This is a genomic window from Agrobacterium sp. 22-221-1 (assembly GCF_053522445.1).
The window spans coordinates 92,449-107,117 of record NZ_JBNWCL010000004.1 but is presented as its reverse complement, the minus strand read 5'-3'; the positions used below and the strand labels follow the sequence as shown (position 1 = coordinate 107,117).

The 14,669-nt window shown below is 61.2% G+C and carries 16 protein-coding genes; 11 read left to right on the top strand and 5 right to left on the bottom strand.

The features are described from left to right. Positions 1-6 precede the first annotated feature (6 nt). The 4 genes from ACQZ5N_RS07920 to hemC form a co-directional block, all read right to left on the bottom strand. Positions 7-1,623 carry a heme biosynthesis HemY N-terminal domain-containing protein gene (locus ACQZ5N_RS07920; RefSeq protein WP_448732606.1) on the bottom strand — a complete coding sequence of 539 codons (1,617 nt, stop codon included), beginning with the start codon at positions 1,621-1,623 and terminating at the stop codon, positions 7-9. Positions 1,624-1,627: 4 nt separating this feature from the next. Next, on the bottom strand, positions 1,628-3,094 hold the full coding sequence (locus tag ACQZ5N_RS07915) for a mitofilin family membrane protein (protein WP_448732605.1): 1,467 nt from the start codon (positions 3,092-3,094) through the stop codon (positions 1,628-1,630). Between the two features lie 73 nt (positions 3,095-3,167). Further along, positions 3,168-3,908, bottom strand: coding sequence for a uroporphyrinogen-III synthase (locus ACQZ5N_RS07910; protein ID WP_448732604.1), 741 nt, complete (start codon positions 3,906-3,908; stop codon positions 3,168-3,170). 4 nt (positions 3,909-3,912) lie between these two features. After that, complete coding sequence (gene hemC, locus ACQZ5N_RS07905; RefSeq protein WP_448732603.1) at positions 3,913-4,842, bottom strand: hydroxymethylbilane synthase; 930 nt, start codon at positions 4,840-4,842, stop codon at positions 3,913-3,915. Positions 4,843-4,915: 73 nt separating this feature from the next. Between hemC and tsaD the strand changes: the two genes are divergently transcribed. The 5 genes from tsaD to ACQZ5N_RS07880 all read left to right on the top strand — a co-directional run bounded on the left by tsaD (position 4,916) and on the right by ACQZ5N_RS07880 (position 8,455). Further along, a complete protein-coding gene (gene tsaD / locus ACQZ5N_RS07900) occupies positions 4,916-6,013 on the top strand; it encodes a tRNA (adenosine(37)-N6)-threonylcarbamoyltransferase complex transferase subunit TsaD (protein ID WP_425646735.1) in 1,098 nt (365 codons plus the stop codon). Then, positions 6,013-6,996 carry an NAD(P)H-dependent glycerol-3-phosphate dehydrogenase gene (locus tag ACQZ5N_RS07895; protein WP_059759900.1) on the top strand — a complete coding sequence of 328 codons (984 nt, stop codon included), beginning with the start codon at positions 6,013-6,015 and terminating at the stop codon, positions 6,994-6,996. Before tsaD ends, ACQZ5N_RS07895 begins: the two co-directional genes overlap by 1 nt. A gap of 63 nt (positions 6,997-7,059) precedes the next feature. Continuing rightward, complete coding sequence (locus ACQZ5N_RS07890) at positions 7,060-7,353, top strand: YciI-like protein (protein ID WP_003523501.1); 294 nt, start codon at positions 7,060-7,062, stop codon at positions 7,351-7,353. A 6-nt stretch (positions 7,354-7,359) separates the two neighbouring features. Then, positions 7,360-7,803: an EVE domain-containing protein gene (locus ACQZ5N_RS07885; protein WP_448732602.1), complete on the top strand. Its 444-nt coding sequence runs from the start codon at positions 7,360-7,362 to the stop codon at positions 7,801-7,803. A gap of 7 nt (positions 7,804-7,810) precedes the next feature. Beyond that, entirely contained in the window at positions 7,811-8,455 is a 645-nt protein-coding gene (locus ACQZ5N_RS07880) for a class I SAM-dependent methyltransferase (protein ID WP_448732601.1), read from the top strand. A gap of 53 nt (positions 8,456-8,508) precedes the next feature. On the opposite strand, the gene ACQZ5N_RS07875 is transcribed toward ACQZ5N_RS07880, so the two are convergent. Next, positions 8,509-8,889, bottom strand: coding sequence for a hypothetical protein (locus tag ACQZ5N_RS07875; RefSeq protein WP_174057457.1), 381 nt, complete (start codon positions 8,887-8,889; stop codon positions 8,509-8,511). Between the two features lie 306 nt (positions 8,890-9,195). Between ACQZ5N_RS07875 and sdhC the strand changes: the two genes are divergently transcribed. The 6 genes from sdhC to zapE all read left to right on the top strand — a co-directional run bounded on the left by sdhC (position 9,196) and on the right by zapE (position 14,628). After that, on the top strand, positions 9,196-9,588 hold the full coding sequence (gene sdhC / locus ACQZ5N_RS07870; protein ID WP_003523506.1) for a succinate dehydrogenase, cytochrome b556 subunit: 393 nt from the start codon (positions 9,196-9,198) through the stop codon (positions 9,586-9,588). 11 nt (positions 9,589-9,599) lie between these two features. After that, positions 9,600-9,980 (top strand): succinate dehydrogenase, hydrophobic membrane anchor protein, encoded by a 381-nt coding sequence (gene sdhD, locus ACQZ5N_RS07865; RefSeq protein ID WP_020811956.1) that lies wholly within the window; start codon positions 9,600-9,602, stop codon positions 9,978-9,980. A gap of 7 nt (positions 9,981-9,987) precedes the next feature. Then, positions 9,988-11,829 (top strand): succinate dehydrogenase flavoprotein subunit, encoded by a 1,842-nt coding sequence (gene sdhA / locus ACQZ5N_RS07860; RefSeq protein WP_003523508.1) that lies wholly within the window; start codon positions 9,988-9,990, stop codon positions 11,827-11,829. 15 nt (positions 11,830-11,844) lie between these two features. Further along, on the top strand, positions 11,845-12,624 hold the full coding sequence (locus tag ACQZ5N_RS07855) for a succinate dehydrogenase iron-sulfur subunit (RefSeq protein ID WP_003523509.1): 780 nt from the start codon (positions 11,845-11,847) through the stop codon (positions 12,622-12,624). Between the two features lie 205 nt (positions 12,625-12,829). Then, positions 12,830-13,372, top strand: a complete 543-nt coding sequence (locus ACQZ5N_RS07850; RefSeq protein WP_003523510.1) for a protease inhibitor Inh/omp19 family protein — start codon at positions 12,830-12,832, stop codon at positions 13,370-13,372. 92 nt (positions 13,373-13,464) lie between these two features. Beyond that, positions 13,465-14,628, top strand: a complete 1,164-nt coding sequence (zapE, locus tag ACQZ5N_RS07845) for a cell division protein ZapE (RefSeq protein WP_035263522.1) — start codon at positions 13,465-13,467, stop codon at positions 14,626-14,628. Positions 14,629-14,669 lie beyond the last annotated feature (41 nt).

The window sequence follows — 14,669 nt, the reverse complement described above, 5'->3', positions numbered from 1 at the left end:
TGTTCGTCAGAAGAGTTTGAGCCGGGTCTTGGGTTCGGCTTCCGCGCCGGGTTTCTTGACGCCCGGATCGTCCGGCGCGCCGCCGAAAAACGGCACGGCTTCCGCCTTTTCATCCGTGCCATCGGTTTCCACTGGCGCTTCGATTGTGACCGGCTTTTTCTCCTGCGGGACCGATACGGCCGGCTTGACCTCGATCGGTGCGGCCGGGGCGGGTTTCGGTTCGGCGCGTGTCTCCGGCGCGGCTTCGACAATGATCGTTTTCGCGGCCGGTTCGGCCCGTGCGGGCGCTGCGGCAATCGCGTTTTCGATTGTCAGGTCTTCGACTGGAGCTTCAAGCTGGCCGAAAGGCGCTTTCCATTCGAAAGCATCGAGACGGCCGGTGACCGGCGAGACCGGCAGCCATTTTTCCGAAACGACGCCGTCGGCCACCCAGGCGGGGTCGCGCGGCGCGCGCAGCGCCTGCGCCATCCAGTAGCGCACACGGCCCTGATCGCCGGTTTCGGCCTCCTCGATATCGGCCATCAGCAAGAAGATGCTCTCGCGCGGTTCGATCCGGGCGGCGGCTTCGGCCTTGGCCCGCGCCTTGGCGAATTCCTTGGCGTCGAGCGCTGCCTGCGCCACGGCGAACAGGGATTCGATGTTGTTGGGCTTCAGGCTCTCAAGCCGCTCGGCTCGTTTCAGCCGGTCGATGGCGGTATCGCCGCTGCGTGCCCGGACATAAAGTTCGGCGATCTGCGGGTGCGGATCGTTCTTCCAGACAGGTTCCAGAACCGTGGCTGCCTTGCGCAGATTGTCTTCCCGGAGATAGGATTTCGCCGCGATCAGCGCTGCCGGAACGAGGCTCTTGGCAAGCTTGAGAGCGTGCTTGGCGTCCTCGCGCGCGCCGACCGGATCGCTTTCCAGCTTTTCGCCGGCCTTGGCGGTAAGAAGCACGGCTTTCAGACGTTCCGCCTCACCGCGTTCGATAACGCCGGCCGCCTTCTGCTGGTCGAGCAGGCGGATGGCATCGTCCCACTGTCCGTTGCGGCAGCGGTTTTCCAGCGTCGCCTGCGCGGCCCAGGGCAGATAGGGAGCTTTTTCCGCTGCATCCTCGGCATATTGCTGGGCTGCTTCATAGGCGCCCTGACGGCGGGCCTCGATATAAAGGCCGCGAAGGCCAAGCTCGCGGGTTTCGGGATCGCGGGCCATGGCTTCGAATTTGCGCCGCGCCTCGCCATATTTGCCTTCAATCAGGTCAGCCTGCGCATCGAGCAGATGGATCAGCGGCTCCTGATCGGCGCTGAGCAACCCTTGAGTGCGGGCCGTCATCTTGCGGGCGAGGATCGCATTGCCGGCCCCGGCAGCGATGAGCCCGGTGGAGAGCGCCTGATAACCACGGTCGCGCTTGCGGGCACGAAAATAGCGCCGGGCGGCATTGGGTGAGGTCCAGATGGCATTGACGATCCACCAGACCAGCATGACGGCGGCGACCAGCGCCGTGATGATGGAGGCGGCGACCATCAGGCTCATTTCGATCAGCTGGCCCTGCCAGACGATGGAGAGCACACCCGGCCTGTCTGCCAGCCAGGAGAAACCGAAGCCGAGAGCCAGAACGATAACGGCGAAAGTCAGAATTCTGGTCATGCCCTTACCCCTGCCTGCCGGTGCTGGTGATGGCGCGGTTCAACGTGCCGCCCACCAGATTTTCGACCTCGATGCGTGCATCCAGCGATTTCTTGTAGTCGGCGGATGCCGTCTTGGCGGCATCGGGAAGCGCGTTCCATTCAAGTGCCGCGCCCTGCAGATCGCCGTTGCGCAGTTTGTTTTCCATGCGCGCGATCTTGGCTTCGGGGGTCTCACCCTCGATATTTCCGACAGGGCGCACCTTCACCAGTGAAAAGGCGCTTTCCGTCAGGCGTTCCATAATGCCCTGATTGGGGTCTGGCTGGTTGATGGCGGAAAGCATCGCATTGGCGACGTCTGGGAATTTCTGCATCAGTTCCGAACGTGACGGCACACCGGTTGCGGCGAAGGATTGCAGCGATGCTATGGCCGGATCGTCGGGCGTTACCTTGGATAGCGTGTCGAGTTCCGTCAGGAATGGCCCACCGCGATCGATCGCGGCCTTCAGCGCGGCGGAAGCGATGGCGCGGGCGACTTCGATATCGTCGCGCGGCTCGTTGATCTTGGCTTCCGCATCCGCAAGACGGCGTGTCAGTTCCGCCGTCGCCGATGCCTGCGCGGATCGCTCCGACTGGAGGGTGGATTCCAGCGCGGCGATTTTTTCCGACAGCCCATCCACCTGCGGGGTCTCACCCTTTGCGCCTTCGAGGGTTGCGATGCGCTGTTCCAGCGCTGAGGTGTCGGCGGCTGGCGCGTTGGCAAGCTGCTGCCGCAAGCTGCCCAGATCGGTTTTCAGTGCGGCGATTTCCTCGCTTCCCGCCTTGCCTGCATTGAAGGAGGGCAGGATGCCGGCATATTGCATGCTGCCGGCGGCGGCGAGCGCCACAAGGCCGCCGACGATGCCTGCCGCGATCAGGCCGGAGGTTGCCGCCTGTTTGCGCTCCGCCTGCTGTGGTGTGGAGGGCTTTGCCGGTCCTGAGGAGGAGGTTGCCGTCGTTGGTTTTGCAGCGGTGGCGCCGCTGGATGCGTTGGAGGACGCTGTGGAGCCGAAGGCCGGCTTCGCAGCAGCTGCTGCAGCCGCAGCCGCGCTCGTGTCAGTGGTGCCAGTCGACGGTTTTGTATCGGCTTTGGGCGGAACAGGGGCCGTCGAGACGGGCTCTTTCTGCTTGTCTGCGGGCTGTTTGTCTGCGGGGCTCTCAGCCTTCGGTGCCGTGGCTACGGATTCCGTTTTGCCGACATTGGGTTCGGGCTCGATAGGGGTTTTCTTGGGCTGGTCCCAGATGGGGGCGGGGTTGCCCGTTGCGGCTGCTTCGGGCTTTGTCTCCGAAACACCCGGCTCTGCGGTGGCCGCAGGTGTTTTGTCACCGGGCTTTTCGTCCGTCTTGGCAGCGTCCACGTCGGCGGAAATTGCTTTCACGTCTTTGGCGTCCAGGTCGATGGTGACCGGTTCGGCTTTGGACTTGGAGTGGCGTGGCGGCTTTCCCGATACCATGACAACCTCATTTCTGCCTGCAGTAATCTAAACCTAGTCAGTGACGGCGGCAAAGGAAAGAGGCGAGCTCGAATTAGGTTCCAGAGTTATGGCGTAGAAGTTCAAACATCGCGGCCTCGCTCGGTTCTTCGGCGGCCTTGGCGTTTGCGCGGAAGATTTCCGGAACGAGAGAAAACACGTTGCGGCTGATGCAGATGAATCGTGTCGTTGCCAGCGCCGCCACGTATTTTTCCGTCGATACATGATGAAAAAAGGCCCGGGCCGCTTCCGATGAATAGAGCAGGACCACATCGGCAGCGCTTTCGACAAGTGCCGTCTCTAGCATCGTCTCCGAAATGTCGGAGGGCAGCATCTCGTAACAATCGACCGTTCTGAAGGGAATGCCGGCGGCGGCAAGGCCTTCCTCGAAGACGGCGCCACGGGGCCTGCCGGCGAGATAGAGCAGGGGTTCTTCTTCGGAAAATAGAGTCCGGTGCTCGGCCACCAGCGCGGTCAGACTCACGGCGTCGCCGGAGGCGGTGAAAATCCGTTCGAAGCCGGTTTTTTCCGCCGCTTCCGCCGTTGCTGCGCCGACGGCGAAAAGCGGTTTTGGCAGATAGGGAGCCAGCCCGTCCCGCGATGTTTCCAGCGCCCGCAGCGCCTCGGCGCTGGTCACCGCGATGGCCGCCAGCGGGGCGGATAGCGCCGAGACGGCGCGTTCGCGATGATGGGCGGGATAAAACAGCGGAAGAAGCACCGGCGCATGGCCAAGCGCTTCAAGCTTTACGGCCGTCCTTTCGCCCGAACGCTGCGGCCGGGTGACGACGATCCGCATCGGCTCAGCTCCAGCCTTCGAAGAAATTGCTGCCCGCCTTGGCGCGCACGTCTTCGCCTGCCTGCCGGCCGAGCTTTGCCGCATCGCGGCGGTTGCCGGAGGCTTCGATGCCGTGGCTCGTCTGGCCATCGGGGGTGAGGATCAGGCCGGAAAAATGCAATTCCTCGCCATTGCAGGTGGCGTAGCCGGCAATCGGCGTGCGACAGGAGCCATCGAGTGCTGCCAGAAACGCGCGCTCGCAGGTCACGGCATCATGAGTGGGCCTGTCGTTTATGGGAGCGAGCAGCTCGTCCATGCGCGTATCGCCGATGCGGCTTTCCACGCCGATTGCGCCCTGGGCCGGAGCAGGAGGGAATTCCTTCGGGTCGAGAATTTCCGTCGGCACATTGTCCTTACCAAGTCTCTTCAGGCCGGCAAAGGCGAGAAGCGTCGCATCCGCCTGGCCTTCCTCCAGCTTGCGCAGGCGAGTCTCGACCTGACCGCGAAAAATGATGACGCTCAGATCCGGCCGCAGGCGGCGGATCAGCGCCTGGCGGCGCAGGGATGCGGAACCGACCACGGCGCCTTGCGGCAGCTCCAGCAGCTTCGGTGCGGTACGGCCGATGAAGGCGTCGCGTATGTCTTCGCGCTGCAGGAAAGCGGACAGATAGAGGCCTTCGGGCAGAAGGGTCGGCATGTCCTTGGAGGAATGCACGGCCATATCGAGTTCGCCGGACAGAAGCTGGCTTTCCAGCTCCTCCGTAAAGAGGCCCTTGCCGCCGATTTCCGACAAAGCGCGGTCGGTTATCCGGTCGCCCTTGGTGGACAGCACGACGATTTCGAACATTTCTTCCGGCAGGCCATGCGCCGCCATCAGCCGGTTGCGCGTCTCGTAAGCCTGCGCGAGCGCCAGCGGGCTGCCGCGCGTGCCGATTCGGAAAGGTTTTGTTTGCATCCGCGTCTATCCATTGTTACCGGAGTTGTCTTAGACCAACTCAGCGCATGATCGCAATGAACGAACAGATTTGATGACCCCCTTTCTTCGTATCCTCGGCATAGAGACAAGCTGTGACGAAACCGCCGCATCCATTGTGGTTCGGCATGCGGACGGCCATGGCGAGATCGTCTCCGACGTCGTTTTGTCGCAGCTTGAGGAACACAGCGCCTATGGCGGCGTGGTGCCGGAAATTGCCGCGCGCGCCCATGTCGAGGCGCTGGATACGCTGGTGGAAGAAGCGCTGGAGCAGGCGGGCGTGACCCTTGCCGATGTCGACGCCATCGCCGCCACCTCCGGCCCCGGCCTCATTGGCGGCCTGCTGGTGGGTTTGATGACGGGCAAGGCCATCGCTAAGGCGGCCGGCAAGCCGCTTTACGCCATCAACCATCTGGAAGGCCACGCGCTGACGGCGCGCCTCACCGATGGTCTGTCTTTTCCCTATCTGATGCTGCTCGTCTCCGGCGGCCATACCCAGCTGGTGCTGGTGCGTGGCGTGGGCGATTATGAGCGTTGGGGCACCACCATCGATGACGCTTTGGGGGAGGCCTTCGACAAGACAGCGAAACTTCTGGGCCTGCCCTATCCCGGTGGACCAGCGGTCGAGAAGGCGGCGGCGAAGGGTGATCCGAACCGCTTTCCGCTTCCGCGCCCTATGGTCGGTGAAGCACGGCTCGACTTTTCCTTCTCCGGATTGAAGACGGCGGTGCGGCAGGCGGCTACCGCCATCGCGCCGCTTTCCGAGCAGGATATCGCCGATATCTGCGCCTCGTTCCAGAAAGCGGTGTCGCGCACGCTCAAGGATCGGATCGGCCGTGGCCTTGCCCGTTTCAGCCAGGAATTTCCGCATACAGAAACCGAGCCTGCTCTGGTCGTCGCCGGCGGCGTCGCCGCCAACCAGGAAATCCGCCAGACGCTGCAATCGCTTTGCGATACCCATGGCTTCCGCTTCGTCGCGCCGCCGCACCGGCTCTGTACGGATAATGCCGCGATGATCGCCTGGGCGGGGCTGGAGCGCATGGCGGACGGCCGGGATCCCGATCCGCTCGAAATCCCGCCGCGCTCGCGCTGGCCGCTGGATGGCAGTGCGGAGACATTGATCGGTTTCGGTAAAAGGGGAGCCAAGGCCTGATGCAGCGGGAGAAAATCGTCGTCATCGGCGCCGGCGCCTTCGGAACCGCGCTTGCCGTCGTCATCGCGCTGGAAAACCGGCATGACGTGACCCTGCTCGGCCGCGATCCATCGCTGATGGCCGACCTCAGGAGCGACCGCGTGCACGAGGCGGCCCTGCCGGGCGTCGATCTGCCGGATGCGCTTGAATTTTCCGCCGAGCCCGATGTGCTGGCCGGCGCCGGCATCGTCCTCTTCGCCATGCCCTCGCAGGCTCATGCCGATGCGGCCCGTCATTACGGCCCTTATCTGGCTAATGACTCAATCATTGTCACCTGCGCCAAGGGTATCGACCGCAGTTCCGGCCGGCTGCTGACGGAACTTTTGGAAGCGGAACTGCCGCATCATCCGATTGCGGTTCTGTCCGGTCCGGGCTTTGCGGCCGACATAGCGCGCGGTTTGCCGACGGCCATGGCGATCGCGGCGGAAGATGCGGCGATAGCCGAGCGGCTTGCGACCACGATTTCCGGCAAGACCTTCCGGCTTTATGCCTCGACCGACCGCATCGGCGTGCAGCTGGGCGGGGCGCTGAAGAATGTTCTTGCCATTGCCGCCGGCATCGTCGAAGGCGCGGGCCTTGGCGATTCCGCCCGTGCGGCGTTGATTTCGCGCGGCCTTGCCGAAATGTCGCGTCTCATCGTTGCGATGGGCGGGAAGGCGGACACGGTGCGCGGCCTCTCGGGCCTTGGCGATCTGGTGCTGACCGCCACCAGCCACCAGTCGCGAAACCTGCGTTTCGGTATCGCGCTTGGCCGGGGTGAGGGCAAGGATATGTCCGGCGGGCTGGTGGAGGGCGCTTTCGCGGCAGCCGTCGCTGCCCGGCTCGGGGAAAGTCACGCTGTCGACATGCCGGTTACCGAAGCGGTGGCCGCTATCATTGACGGCAATCTGGATGTGGCGAGCGCCATGCAACAATTGATGACACGGCCCATCACCACCGAATGAGGGCGGGTCTTCGCGCCAAACCGCTGACGCGTTTGGAAGACATGTTTTAACGAGGAGACGAAAATGCTGTTTGCCTTTATCTGCAAGGACAAGCCCGGTCATCTGAATGTGCGTATGGAAACACGCCCGGCGCATCTGGAGCACCTGAACAAGCTGAATGCCGAGGGCACGCTGAAGATCGCCGGCCCGTTTCTGGATGCCGAAGGCAAGCCGAATGGCAGCCTCGTGATCGTTGACGCCGCCGATATCGATGCCGCGAAGGCTCTCGCCGATGCCGATCCCTATGCCAAGGCCGGCCTGTTCGAAAGCGTTGACGTGAAGCCCTATAATTGGGTCTTCAACAATCCGGGAGCATGACCGGATATGGCGAATTACTGGCTTTACAAGTCCGAGCCGTTCAAATGGTCCTGGGAAATGCAGAAGGCCAAGGGCGAGGCGGGCGAAGAATGGACCGGCGTGCGCAATTATCAGGCGCGCAACAACATGCGCGCCATGAAGATCGGCGACAAGGGTTTCTTCTACCACTCCAATGAGGGGCTGGATGTCGTCGGCATCGTCGAAGTCTGCGCATTGTCGCATCCGGACTCGACTGCCGAAGGCGATCTGAAGTGGGATTGCGTCGATATCCGCGCCGTGTGCGACATGCCGCAGCCCGTTTCGCTGAAGGATGTGAAAGCCAATCCGAAGCTGGCGAAGATGTCGCTTGTCACTTCCATGCGGCTTTCCGTGCAGCCGGTGACGGAAGAGGAATATCTTGAGGTCTGCCGCATGGGCGGTCTCGCAAATCCACCGAAGTCACCGGAGTGATGCTTCGGTGAGGACCGATCCCGAACGCTTCATTCTCGACAATACCGCCATCATGCATCCGCCGCATGTGCCGGAGTTGCGTCTTCATCTCGCCACCGAAGCCCATGAGCTGTGGTTGAAGACGGAGGAGGAGCTGGAGGCGATCGGCCTGCCGCCGCCCTTCTGGGCCTTCGCCTGGGCCGGCGGGCAGGGGCTTGCCCGCTACGTTCTCGATCATCCCGACAGCGTCTCCGGCAGGCGCGTGCTGGATTTCGCCAGCGGCTCCGGTCTGGTCGCCATCGCTGCGGCAAAGGCGGGCGCGGGTGCTGTTCTGGCGGCCGATATCGATCCGTGGACAGAGACGGCCATTCGGCTGAATGCGGCTCTCAATGGCGTGGACATTGCTTTCACCGGGCTTGATCTGGTTGGGAAACCGGTCGAAGCGGATGTTCTGCTGGCCGGCGACGTGTTTTACGACCGCGCCTTTGCGGATCTTCTCGTACCGTGGTTTCTGGAACTGACGGAAAAAGGCGTGACCATCCTCGTCGGCGATCCCGGACGCGCTTATTTGCCCAAAGAGCGGCTTCGCCCGGAGGCGACCTATCAGGTGCCGGTGACGCGGGCTCTGGAAGACAGCGAAGTGAAGAAGACCACGGTGTGGCGTTTCATCTGATCAGCGCATCGCGCATTTGCAGTAAACCGCTTCATGCTTTTGCCGAAAATGCTTCAGGGCCGGATAATGCAGACGCCATGTTCATAGGCGCAGGCGTCGCCAGCGGTTTCAGCACGGACATTGATGATTTTCGCCTTTGGCGCAAGTTGCGCGCCCGTCGCAACCGCTGCGCCTTTCCGTGAAAGCCCGCCGCCAATTGCGAAATAATTGCCGTTGCCGCGAACGCGTAGCGCCGATATCGCACCGACGTAAGTACCGCCGGAGAGGGTGGATGGCAGCCCGTCCGTGGAGAAGCTTACCTGCGATTGACGATGTTGATAGTTGTGCTGATAATCACGGCGGCCATAAGAATTCTCTGCCGCCGCTGAAGGCACCACGGTGAAAATGACGCCTGCGACCATCATGGTCAAAGCGGCGATTCGGCGCTGTAACATGAGCCTCATTCTCCGGATTTTCTTGGTTAACCAAAGGTAAATTACACGATTCATGAATTACGTAAAGGTAAATATTTTAGGGGCGTAAATCTTGGAAACGCTCGATTTTTTATTTTGACGCAAAAAAATTCCAAAAAAAATTCGTGAACCAATCGATTAAATTGGAATCGGCCATGAAATGTGCTTGTCGTGATGCTCCCATGTGATTAAACGTCGCGGTTGGTGCAATGCACATTCTTTCGTCATGTGCTGTTGCTTGGGGGCGTCCTGTCTGATGGGCGCACGGGAAAACGCCGCGAGGTTCTGATGGCGAATGCGACTAATAACCGGCCTCTGTCGCCGCATCTTCAAGTTTACAAGCTGATTCCGACGATGGTTGCATCCATCGTGCACCGCATCACGGGCGGCGCGCTTTATTTCGGAACGCTTCTGGTTGCCTGGTGGCTGATCGCTATCGCCTCGGGTCCTGCCTATTACGACTGGGTCAACTGGGCGATGGGTACGATCATCGGCAGGCTCATCCTGATCGGATACACCTGGGCTCTGGTTCATCACATGCTTGGCGGCCTTCGCCATTTCATGTGGGATCTGGGCTACGGCTTCGAAAAGCACTTTACCACCAAGCTGGCGAAGGCCTCGTGGGTGGTGTCGATCTGTCTGACCGCGCTGATCTGGGTCATTGCCCTGATCGTGCGCTGAGGAGATTTTTCATGGATATGCGTACACCTCTCGGAAAGGTTCGCGGCCTCGGCTCCGCCAAAGAAGGCACCGACCATTTCTGGCGTCAGCGCGTGACTGCGGTCGCCAACGTTCCGTTGCTCATCTTCTTTGTCGTCTTCCTCATCAGATATGCCGGCGCGCCCTATCCGGAAGTCGTTGCGGCGCTGTCGAACCCGCTCGTTGCGGTCATCATGGCTCTGGTTTTGGTTTCCGGCCTCATCCACATGAAGCTCGGCATGCAGGTCATCATCGAAGACTACATTCACGCCGAGGTTTCGAAGCTCGTTCTTCTGATGCTCAATATGTTTTTCGCGGTTCTCATTGGCGGTCTTTGCATCTTCGCCATTCTGAAAATCGCATTCGCAGGATAATCCCGCCATGGCATCGATCAGTTCACCTTCCCAGAATGGCAAGGCTTACACCTATGTCGATCACTCCTATGACGTGATCGTGGTGGGCGCCGGCGGCGCGGGTCTGCGCGCAACGCTCGGCATGGCGGAACAGGGTTTCCGCACGGCTTGCATCACCAAGGTTTTCCCGACGCGCTCCCACACGGTTGCGGCGCAGGGCGGCATCGCCGCATCGCTCACCAATATGACGCCCGACTGTTGGCAGTGGCACCTTTACGACACCGTAAAGGGCTCCGACTGGCTGGGCGACGTCGATGCGATGCAATATCTCGCCATGGAAGCGCCGAAGGCGGTCTATGAGCTGGAACACTACGGCGTGCCTTTCTCGCGCAACGAAGAAGGCAAGATCTATCAGCGCCCGTTCGGCGGTCACATGCAGAATTACGGCGAAGGCCCGCCGGTGCAGCGCACCTGCGCCGCCGCTGACCGTACCGGTCACGCCATTCTGCACACGCTTTATGGCCAGTCGCTGCGCAACAATGCGGAATTCTTCATCGAATATTTCGCGCTCGACCTCATCATGTCTCCGGACGGCCGCTGCACCGGCGTCGTTGCCTGGAACCTCGATGACGGCACGATCCATCGCTTTGCCGCCAAGATGGTGGTTCTGGCGACCGGCGGTTACGGCCGCGCCTATTTCTCGGCGACCTCGGCCCATACCTGCACCGGCGACGGCGGCGGCATGATCGCCCGCGCTGGCCTGCCGCTTCAGGACATGGAATTCGTTCAGTTCCACCCGACCGGTATTTATGGCGCAGGCTGCCTGATCACCGAAGGTGCACGCGGCGAAGGCGGTTATCTCGTCAACTCCGAAGGCGAGCGCTTCATGGAGCGTTATGCGCCTTCCGCGAAGGACCTTGCGTCGCGCGACGTTGTCTCGCGCTGCATGACGATGGAAATCCGTGAAGGCCGCGGCGTCGGCAAGAACAAGGACCACATCTTCCTGCATCTCGATCACCTCGATCCGGCGATCCTGCATGAGCGTCTTCCGGGCATTTCCGAGAGCGCGAAGATTTTCGCCGGCGTCGACGTCACCCGCGAGCCGATCCCGGTCCTGCCGACGGTTCACTACAATATGGGCGGCATTCCGACCAACTATTGGGGTGAAGTGCTGAATGCCGATGCCAACAACCCGGAACGTATCGCGCCCGGCCTGATGGCTGTTGGCGAAGCCGGCTGCGCCTCGGTTCACGGCGCCAACCGCCTCGGTTCCAACTCGCTGATCGACCTCGTGGTCTTCGGCCGTGCAGCGGCGATCCGCGCCGCTCAGGTCATCAATCGTGACGAGGCTGTTCCCGCCCTCGATACGGCTGCCTGCGACAAGATCATGGAGCGCTTCAACGGTCTGCGTTACGCCAACGGCTCGACGCCGACGGCGGTGCTGCGCGACAAGATGCAGCGCGCCATGCAGGACGATGCGGCCGTGTTCCGCACGCAGGAATCGCTGGAAAGCGGTTGTCAGCGTCTTTCCGCCATCTGGAAGGAACTGCCTGACGTCAAGGTCACCGATCGTTCGATGGTCTGGAACTCCGATCTGGTCGAGACGCTCGAGCTGCACAACCTCATGGCCAATGCGATCACCACGGTCTATGGCGCGGAAGCGCGCAAGGAAAGCCGCGGTTCGCACGCCCGCGAGGATTTCGTCGACGGCCCGTTCGCCGGTCGCGACGACGTGAACTGGCGCAAGCACACGCTTGCCTGGGTCAGCCCGGAAGGCGACGTCAAGCTCGACTACCGCCCTGTTCACACCGACCTCATCGCCGACGGCATCGATCCGAAAAAGATCGAACCGAAGGCGCGCGTCTACTGATTTGAGGAACTGGATATGGTTGAACTCGCTCTCCCCAAGAATTCCCAGATCAGCGAAGGCAAGGTCTGGCCGAAGCCGGACGGCGCCAAGAATGTGCGCGAATACCGCATCTATCGCTGGAACCCGGATGACGGCCAGAACCCGCGCATCGATACCTATTATATCGATGTCGACGATTGCGGGCCGATGGTTCTGGATGCGCTTCTCTACATCAAGAACAATATCGACCCGACGCTGACGCTGCGCCGCTCCTGCCGCGAAGGCATCTGCGGCTCCTGCGCCATGAACATCGACGGCACCAACACGCTCGCCTGCACCAAGGGCATGGAAGAGATTAACGGCACGGTGAAGGTTTATCCGCTGCCGCACATGCCTGTCGTGAAGGACCTCGTTCCCGATCTGTCGAACTTCTACGCCCAGCATCGCTCCATCGAGCCCTGGCTGAAGACGGTTTCGCCGACGCCCGCCAAGGAGTGGAAGCAGAGCCATGAGGACCGCCTGAAGCTGGACGGTCTTTATGAGTGCATTCTCTGCGCCTGCTGCTCCACTTCCTGTCCCAGCTACTGGTGGAATGGCGACCGTTATCTCGGTCCGGCCGTTCTGCTGCAGGCCTATCGCTGGCTGATCGACAGCCGCGATGAGGCAACCGGCGAGCGTCTCGACAATCTCGAGGACCCGTTCCGCCTTTATCGCTGCCACACCATCATGAACTGCGCGCAGGCCTGCCCGAAGGGCTTGAACCCGGCCAAGGCGATTGCGGAAATCAAGAAGATGATGGTCGAGCGCCGCGTTTAAAGGCGATTCGCTGACGACAGAAAATTTAGCGGGCCGCGGTCTCGACCGTGGCCCTTTTTACAACCCGGCGTGGGAAAATTCGGTAAAAATCGACCGAAATGGTAATTATCCCGGCCATCGCTTGCGCAAGATAAGGCTTTGGTAATAATTCAGCCTTCTTGTTTGATCATGATCTTTCCGGAAGCGAGAGAATCGGGAGCTTGATATGCAATTCAGATATGTGGTGACGGGCCTTGCGGTTGTGATGACTCTCGCCGGTTGCCAACGTACCTCCTACGATTACAACAACAACGCCAGCAACAATCCCGGTTATACGCCGCCTTTGCAGGCGCAGCCGGTGCCCTCCGTCCAGTCCGGCGCGCTGCCGCCGCCCGGTGGCGCCACGGGCAGCCAGTTCCCGTCGGCACCTGCCTCGGCGGCCCCCGGTGGAACCAATGTCGCTTCTGCCGCTCCGCCGGCAGCCGCACTTGACGTTACCAAGGAATCCATGGTCGGCAATTGGCGCGTTTCCAATGGCGGCGCCAATTGCGACATGTTCCTGACGCTCACCAATCTCGGCAGCGGTTCTCGTGGCGGCACGCGTGGTTGCGCGGGCGAGCTGACGGCGATGGGGTCCTGGGAAGTGTCCGGCAAGATGGTTCTCTTCAAGAACCGTTCGGGCGATACGATTGGCCGCGTCTACAAGAGCGCCGATGCGCGCTTTGATGGCACCACCAATAGCGGCCAGCCGCTCAGCCTCAGCCGATGAGTCTTTCCGGTGCAGCCGGAACGCTCTTTTCGCTCTAAGCCTGTTCATTCGTCGCGGGTGCCTTCGTGCGCCCGCGTCCGAGGCGTTTATCCATGAAGCCCTTGCCCGATTACAATCATAGTGTCGTTGAACAGCTCAACGCATTGACGGCAGCTGGCACCTTGCAGGCCGATGCCGCCCAGCTTGGCGTGGCGGCGCATCTGGACCGTATCCTTGCCGATCTGAAGGCGCGCAAGCCCGCCAAGAAGAAGAGTGCGCTCGGCTGGATGTTTGCGCGCAAGTCCGGACCTGCGGCAGCCGTCAAGGGACTATATGTCTATGGCAGCGTCGGCCGCGGCAAGACGATGCTGATGGACATGTTCTACGAGATGGCGCCCGTTTCCTCCAAACGGCGCTGCCATTTTCATGAGTTCATGGCGGATGTGCATAATCGCGTGCATGCGCATCGGCAGAAGCTGAAGAATGGCGAAACCAAACAGGCCGATCCCATTCCGCCTGTCGCGGCCCAGCTTCTGGCGGAAGCGGAGCTCCTTTGCTTTGACGAGTTCACCGTCACGGATATTGCCGATGCGATGATCCTTGCGCGGCTGTTCAGCGAGCTGTTCGCCAATGGTTGTACATTGGTGACGACCTCCAACGTCGTGCCGGACAATCTCTACAAGGACGGTCTCAATCGCGGCCTGTTCCTGCCGTTCGTCGATCTCTTGAAAAAGCATGTGGAGGTGGTGACGCTGGACAGCCCCACCGATTACCGGATGGAGAAGCTGGAAAGCCTGCCCGTCTATGTCACGCCGCTCGACGGTTCGGCGGATCAGGCGATGGACATGGCATGGCGGCATATGATTGCCGGTCACCTCGTTGCACCGACCGAGATACCGATGAAGGGCCGTTCCATTCTGGTGCCGCGCGCCAGCGGCCGGGTTGCCCGTTTTTCCTTTTCCGATCTCTGCGAAAAGCCGCTTGGGGCTTCCGACTTCCTTGCCATCGCCAATCGTTTCGATACGGTCTTCATCGATCACATTCCGTTCTTGAACGCGGACAAGCGCAACGAGACCAAGCGTTTCATCATCCTCATCGATGCGCTTTACGACCACAGCGTCCGGCTTTTTGCCTCCGCTGCCGCCATGCCGGAAGACCTGCTCGGCAAGCGCAAGGGGACCGAAGGTTTCGAGTTCGATCGCACCGCCTCGCGCCTGTTTGAAATGCGCAGTGCGGATTATCTGGCGCTGCACCACGAAAAACGCCAGAAAGTTTGACACTTTCGTGACGTATTTTCTTACGTTTACGTAAGAAAATA

Coding starts and splice junctions, on each gene's coding strand:
- ACQZ5N_RS07885 (WP_448732602.1), top strand. CDS start 7,360: ATGGCGAATTACTGGCTTTACAAGTCCGAGCCGTTCAAATGGTCCTGG.
- zapE (WP_035263522.1), top strand. CDS start 13,465: ATGAAGCCCTTGCCCGATTACAATCATAGTGTCGTTGAACAGCTCAAC.
- hemC (WP_448732603.1), bottom strand. CDS start 4,842: ATGCAAACAAAACCTTTCCGAATCGGCACGCGCGGCAGCCCGCTGGCG.
- ACQZ5N_RS07875 (WP_174057457.1), bottom strand. CDS start 8,889: ATGTTACAGCGCCGAATCGCCGCTTTGACCATGATGGTCGCAGGCGTC.
- sdhC (WP_003523506.1), top strand. CDS start 9,196: ATGGCGAATGCGACTAATAACCGGCCTCTGTCGCCGCATCTTCAAGTT.
- ACQZ5N_RS07895 (WP_059759900.1), top strand. CDS start 6,013: ATGCAGCGGGAGAAAATCGTCGTCATCGGCGCCGGCGCCTTCGGAACC.
- sdhD (WP_020811956.1), top strand. CDS start 9,600: ATGGATATGCGTACACCTCTCGGAAAGGTTCGCGGCCTCGGCTCCGCC.
- ACQZ5N_RS07915 (WP_448732605.1), bottom strand. CDS start 3,094: ATGGTATCGGGAAAGCCGCCACGCCACTCCAAGTCCAAAGCCGAACCG.
- ACQZ5N_RS07855 (WP_003523509.1), top strand. CDS start 11,845: ATGGTTGAACTCGCTCTCCCCAAGAATTCCCAGATCAGCGAAGGCAAG.
- ACQZ5N_RS07850 (WP_003523510.1), top strand. CDS start 12,830: ATGCAATTCAGATATGTGGTGACGGGCCTTGCGGTTGTGATGACTCTC.
- ACQZ5N_RS07890 (WP_003523501.1), top strand. CDS start 7,060: ATGCTGTTTGCCTTTATCTGCAAGGACAAGCCCGGTCATCTGAATGTG.
- tsaD (WP_425646735.1), top strand. CDS start 4,916: ATGACCCCCTTTCTTCGTATCCTCGGCATAGAGACAAGCTGTGACGAA.
- sdhA (WP_003523508.1), top strand. CDS start 9,988: ATGGCATCGATCAGTTCACCTTCCCAGAATGGCAAGGCTTACACCTAT.
- ACQZ5N_RS07910 (WP_448732604.1), bottom strand. CDS start 3,908: ATGCGGATCGTCGTCACCCGGCCGCAGCGTTCGGGCGAAAGGACGGCC.
- ACQZ5N_RS07920 (WP_448732606.1), bottom strand. CDS start 1,623: ATGACCAGAATTCTGACTTTCGCCGTTATCGTTCTGGCTCTCGGCTTC.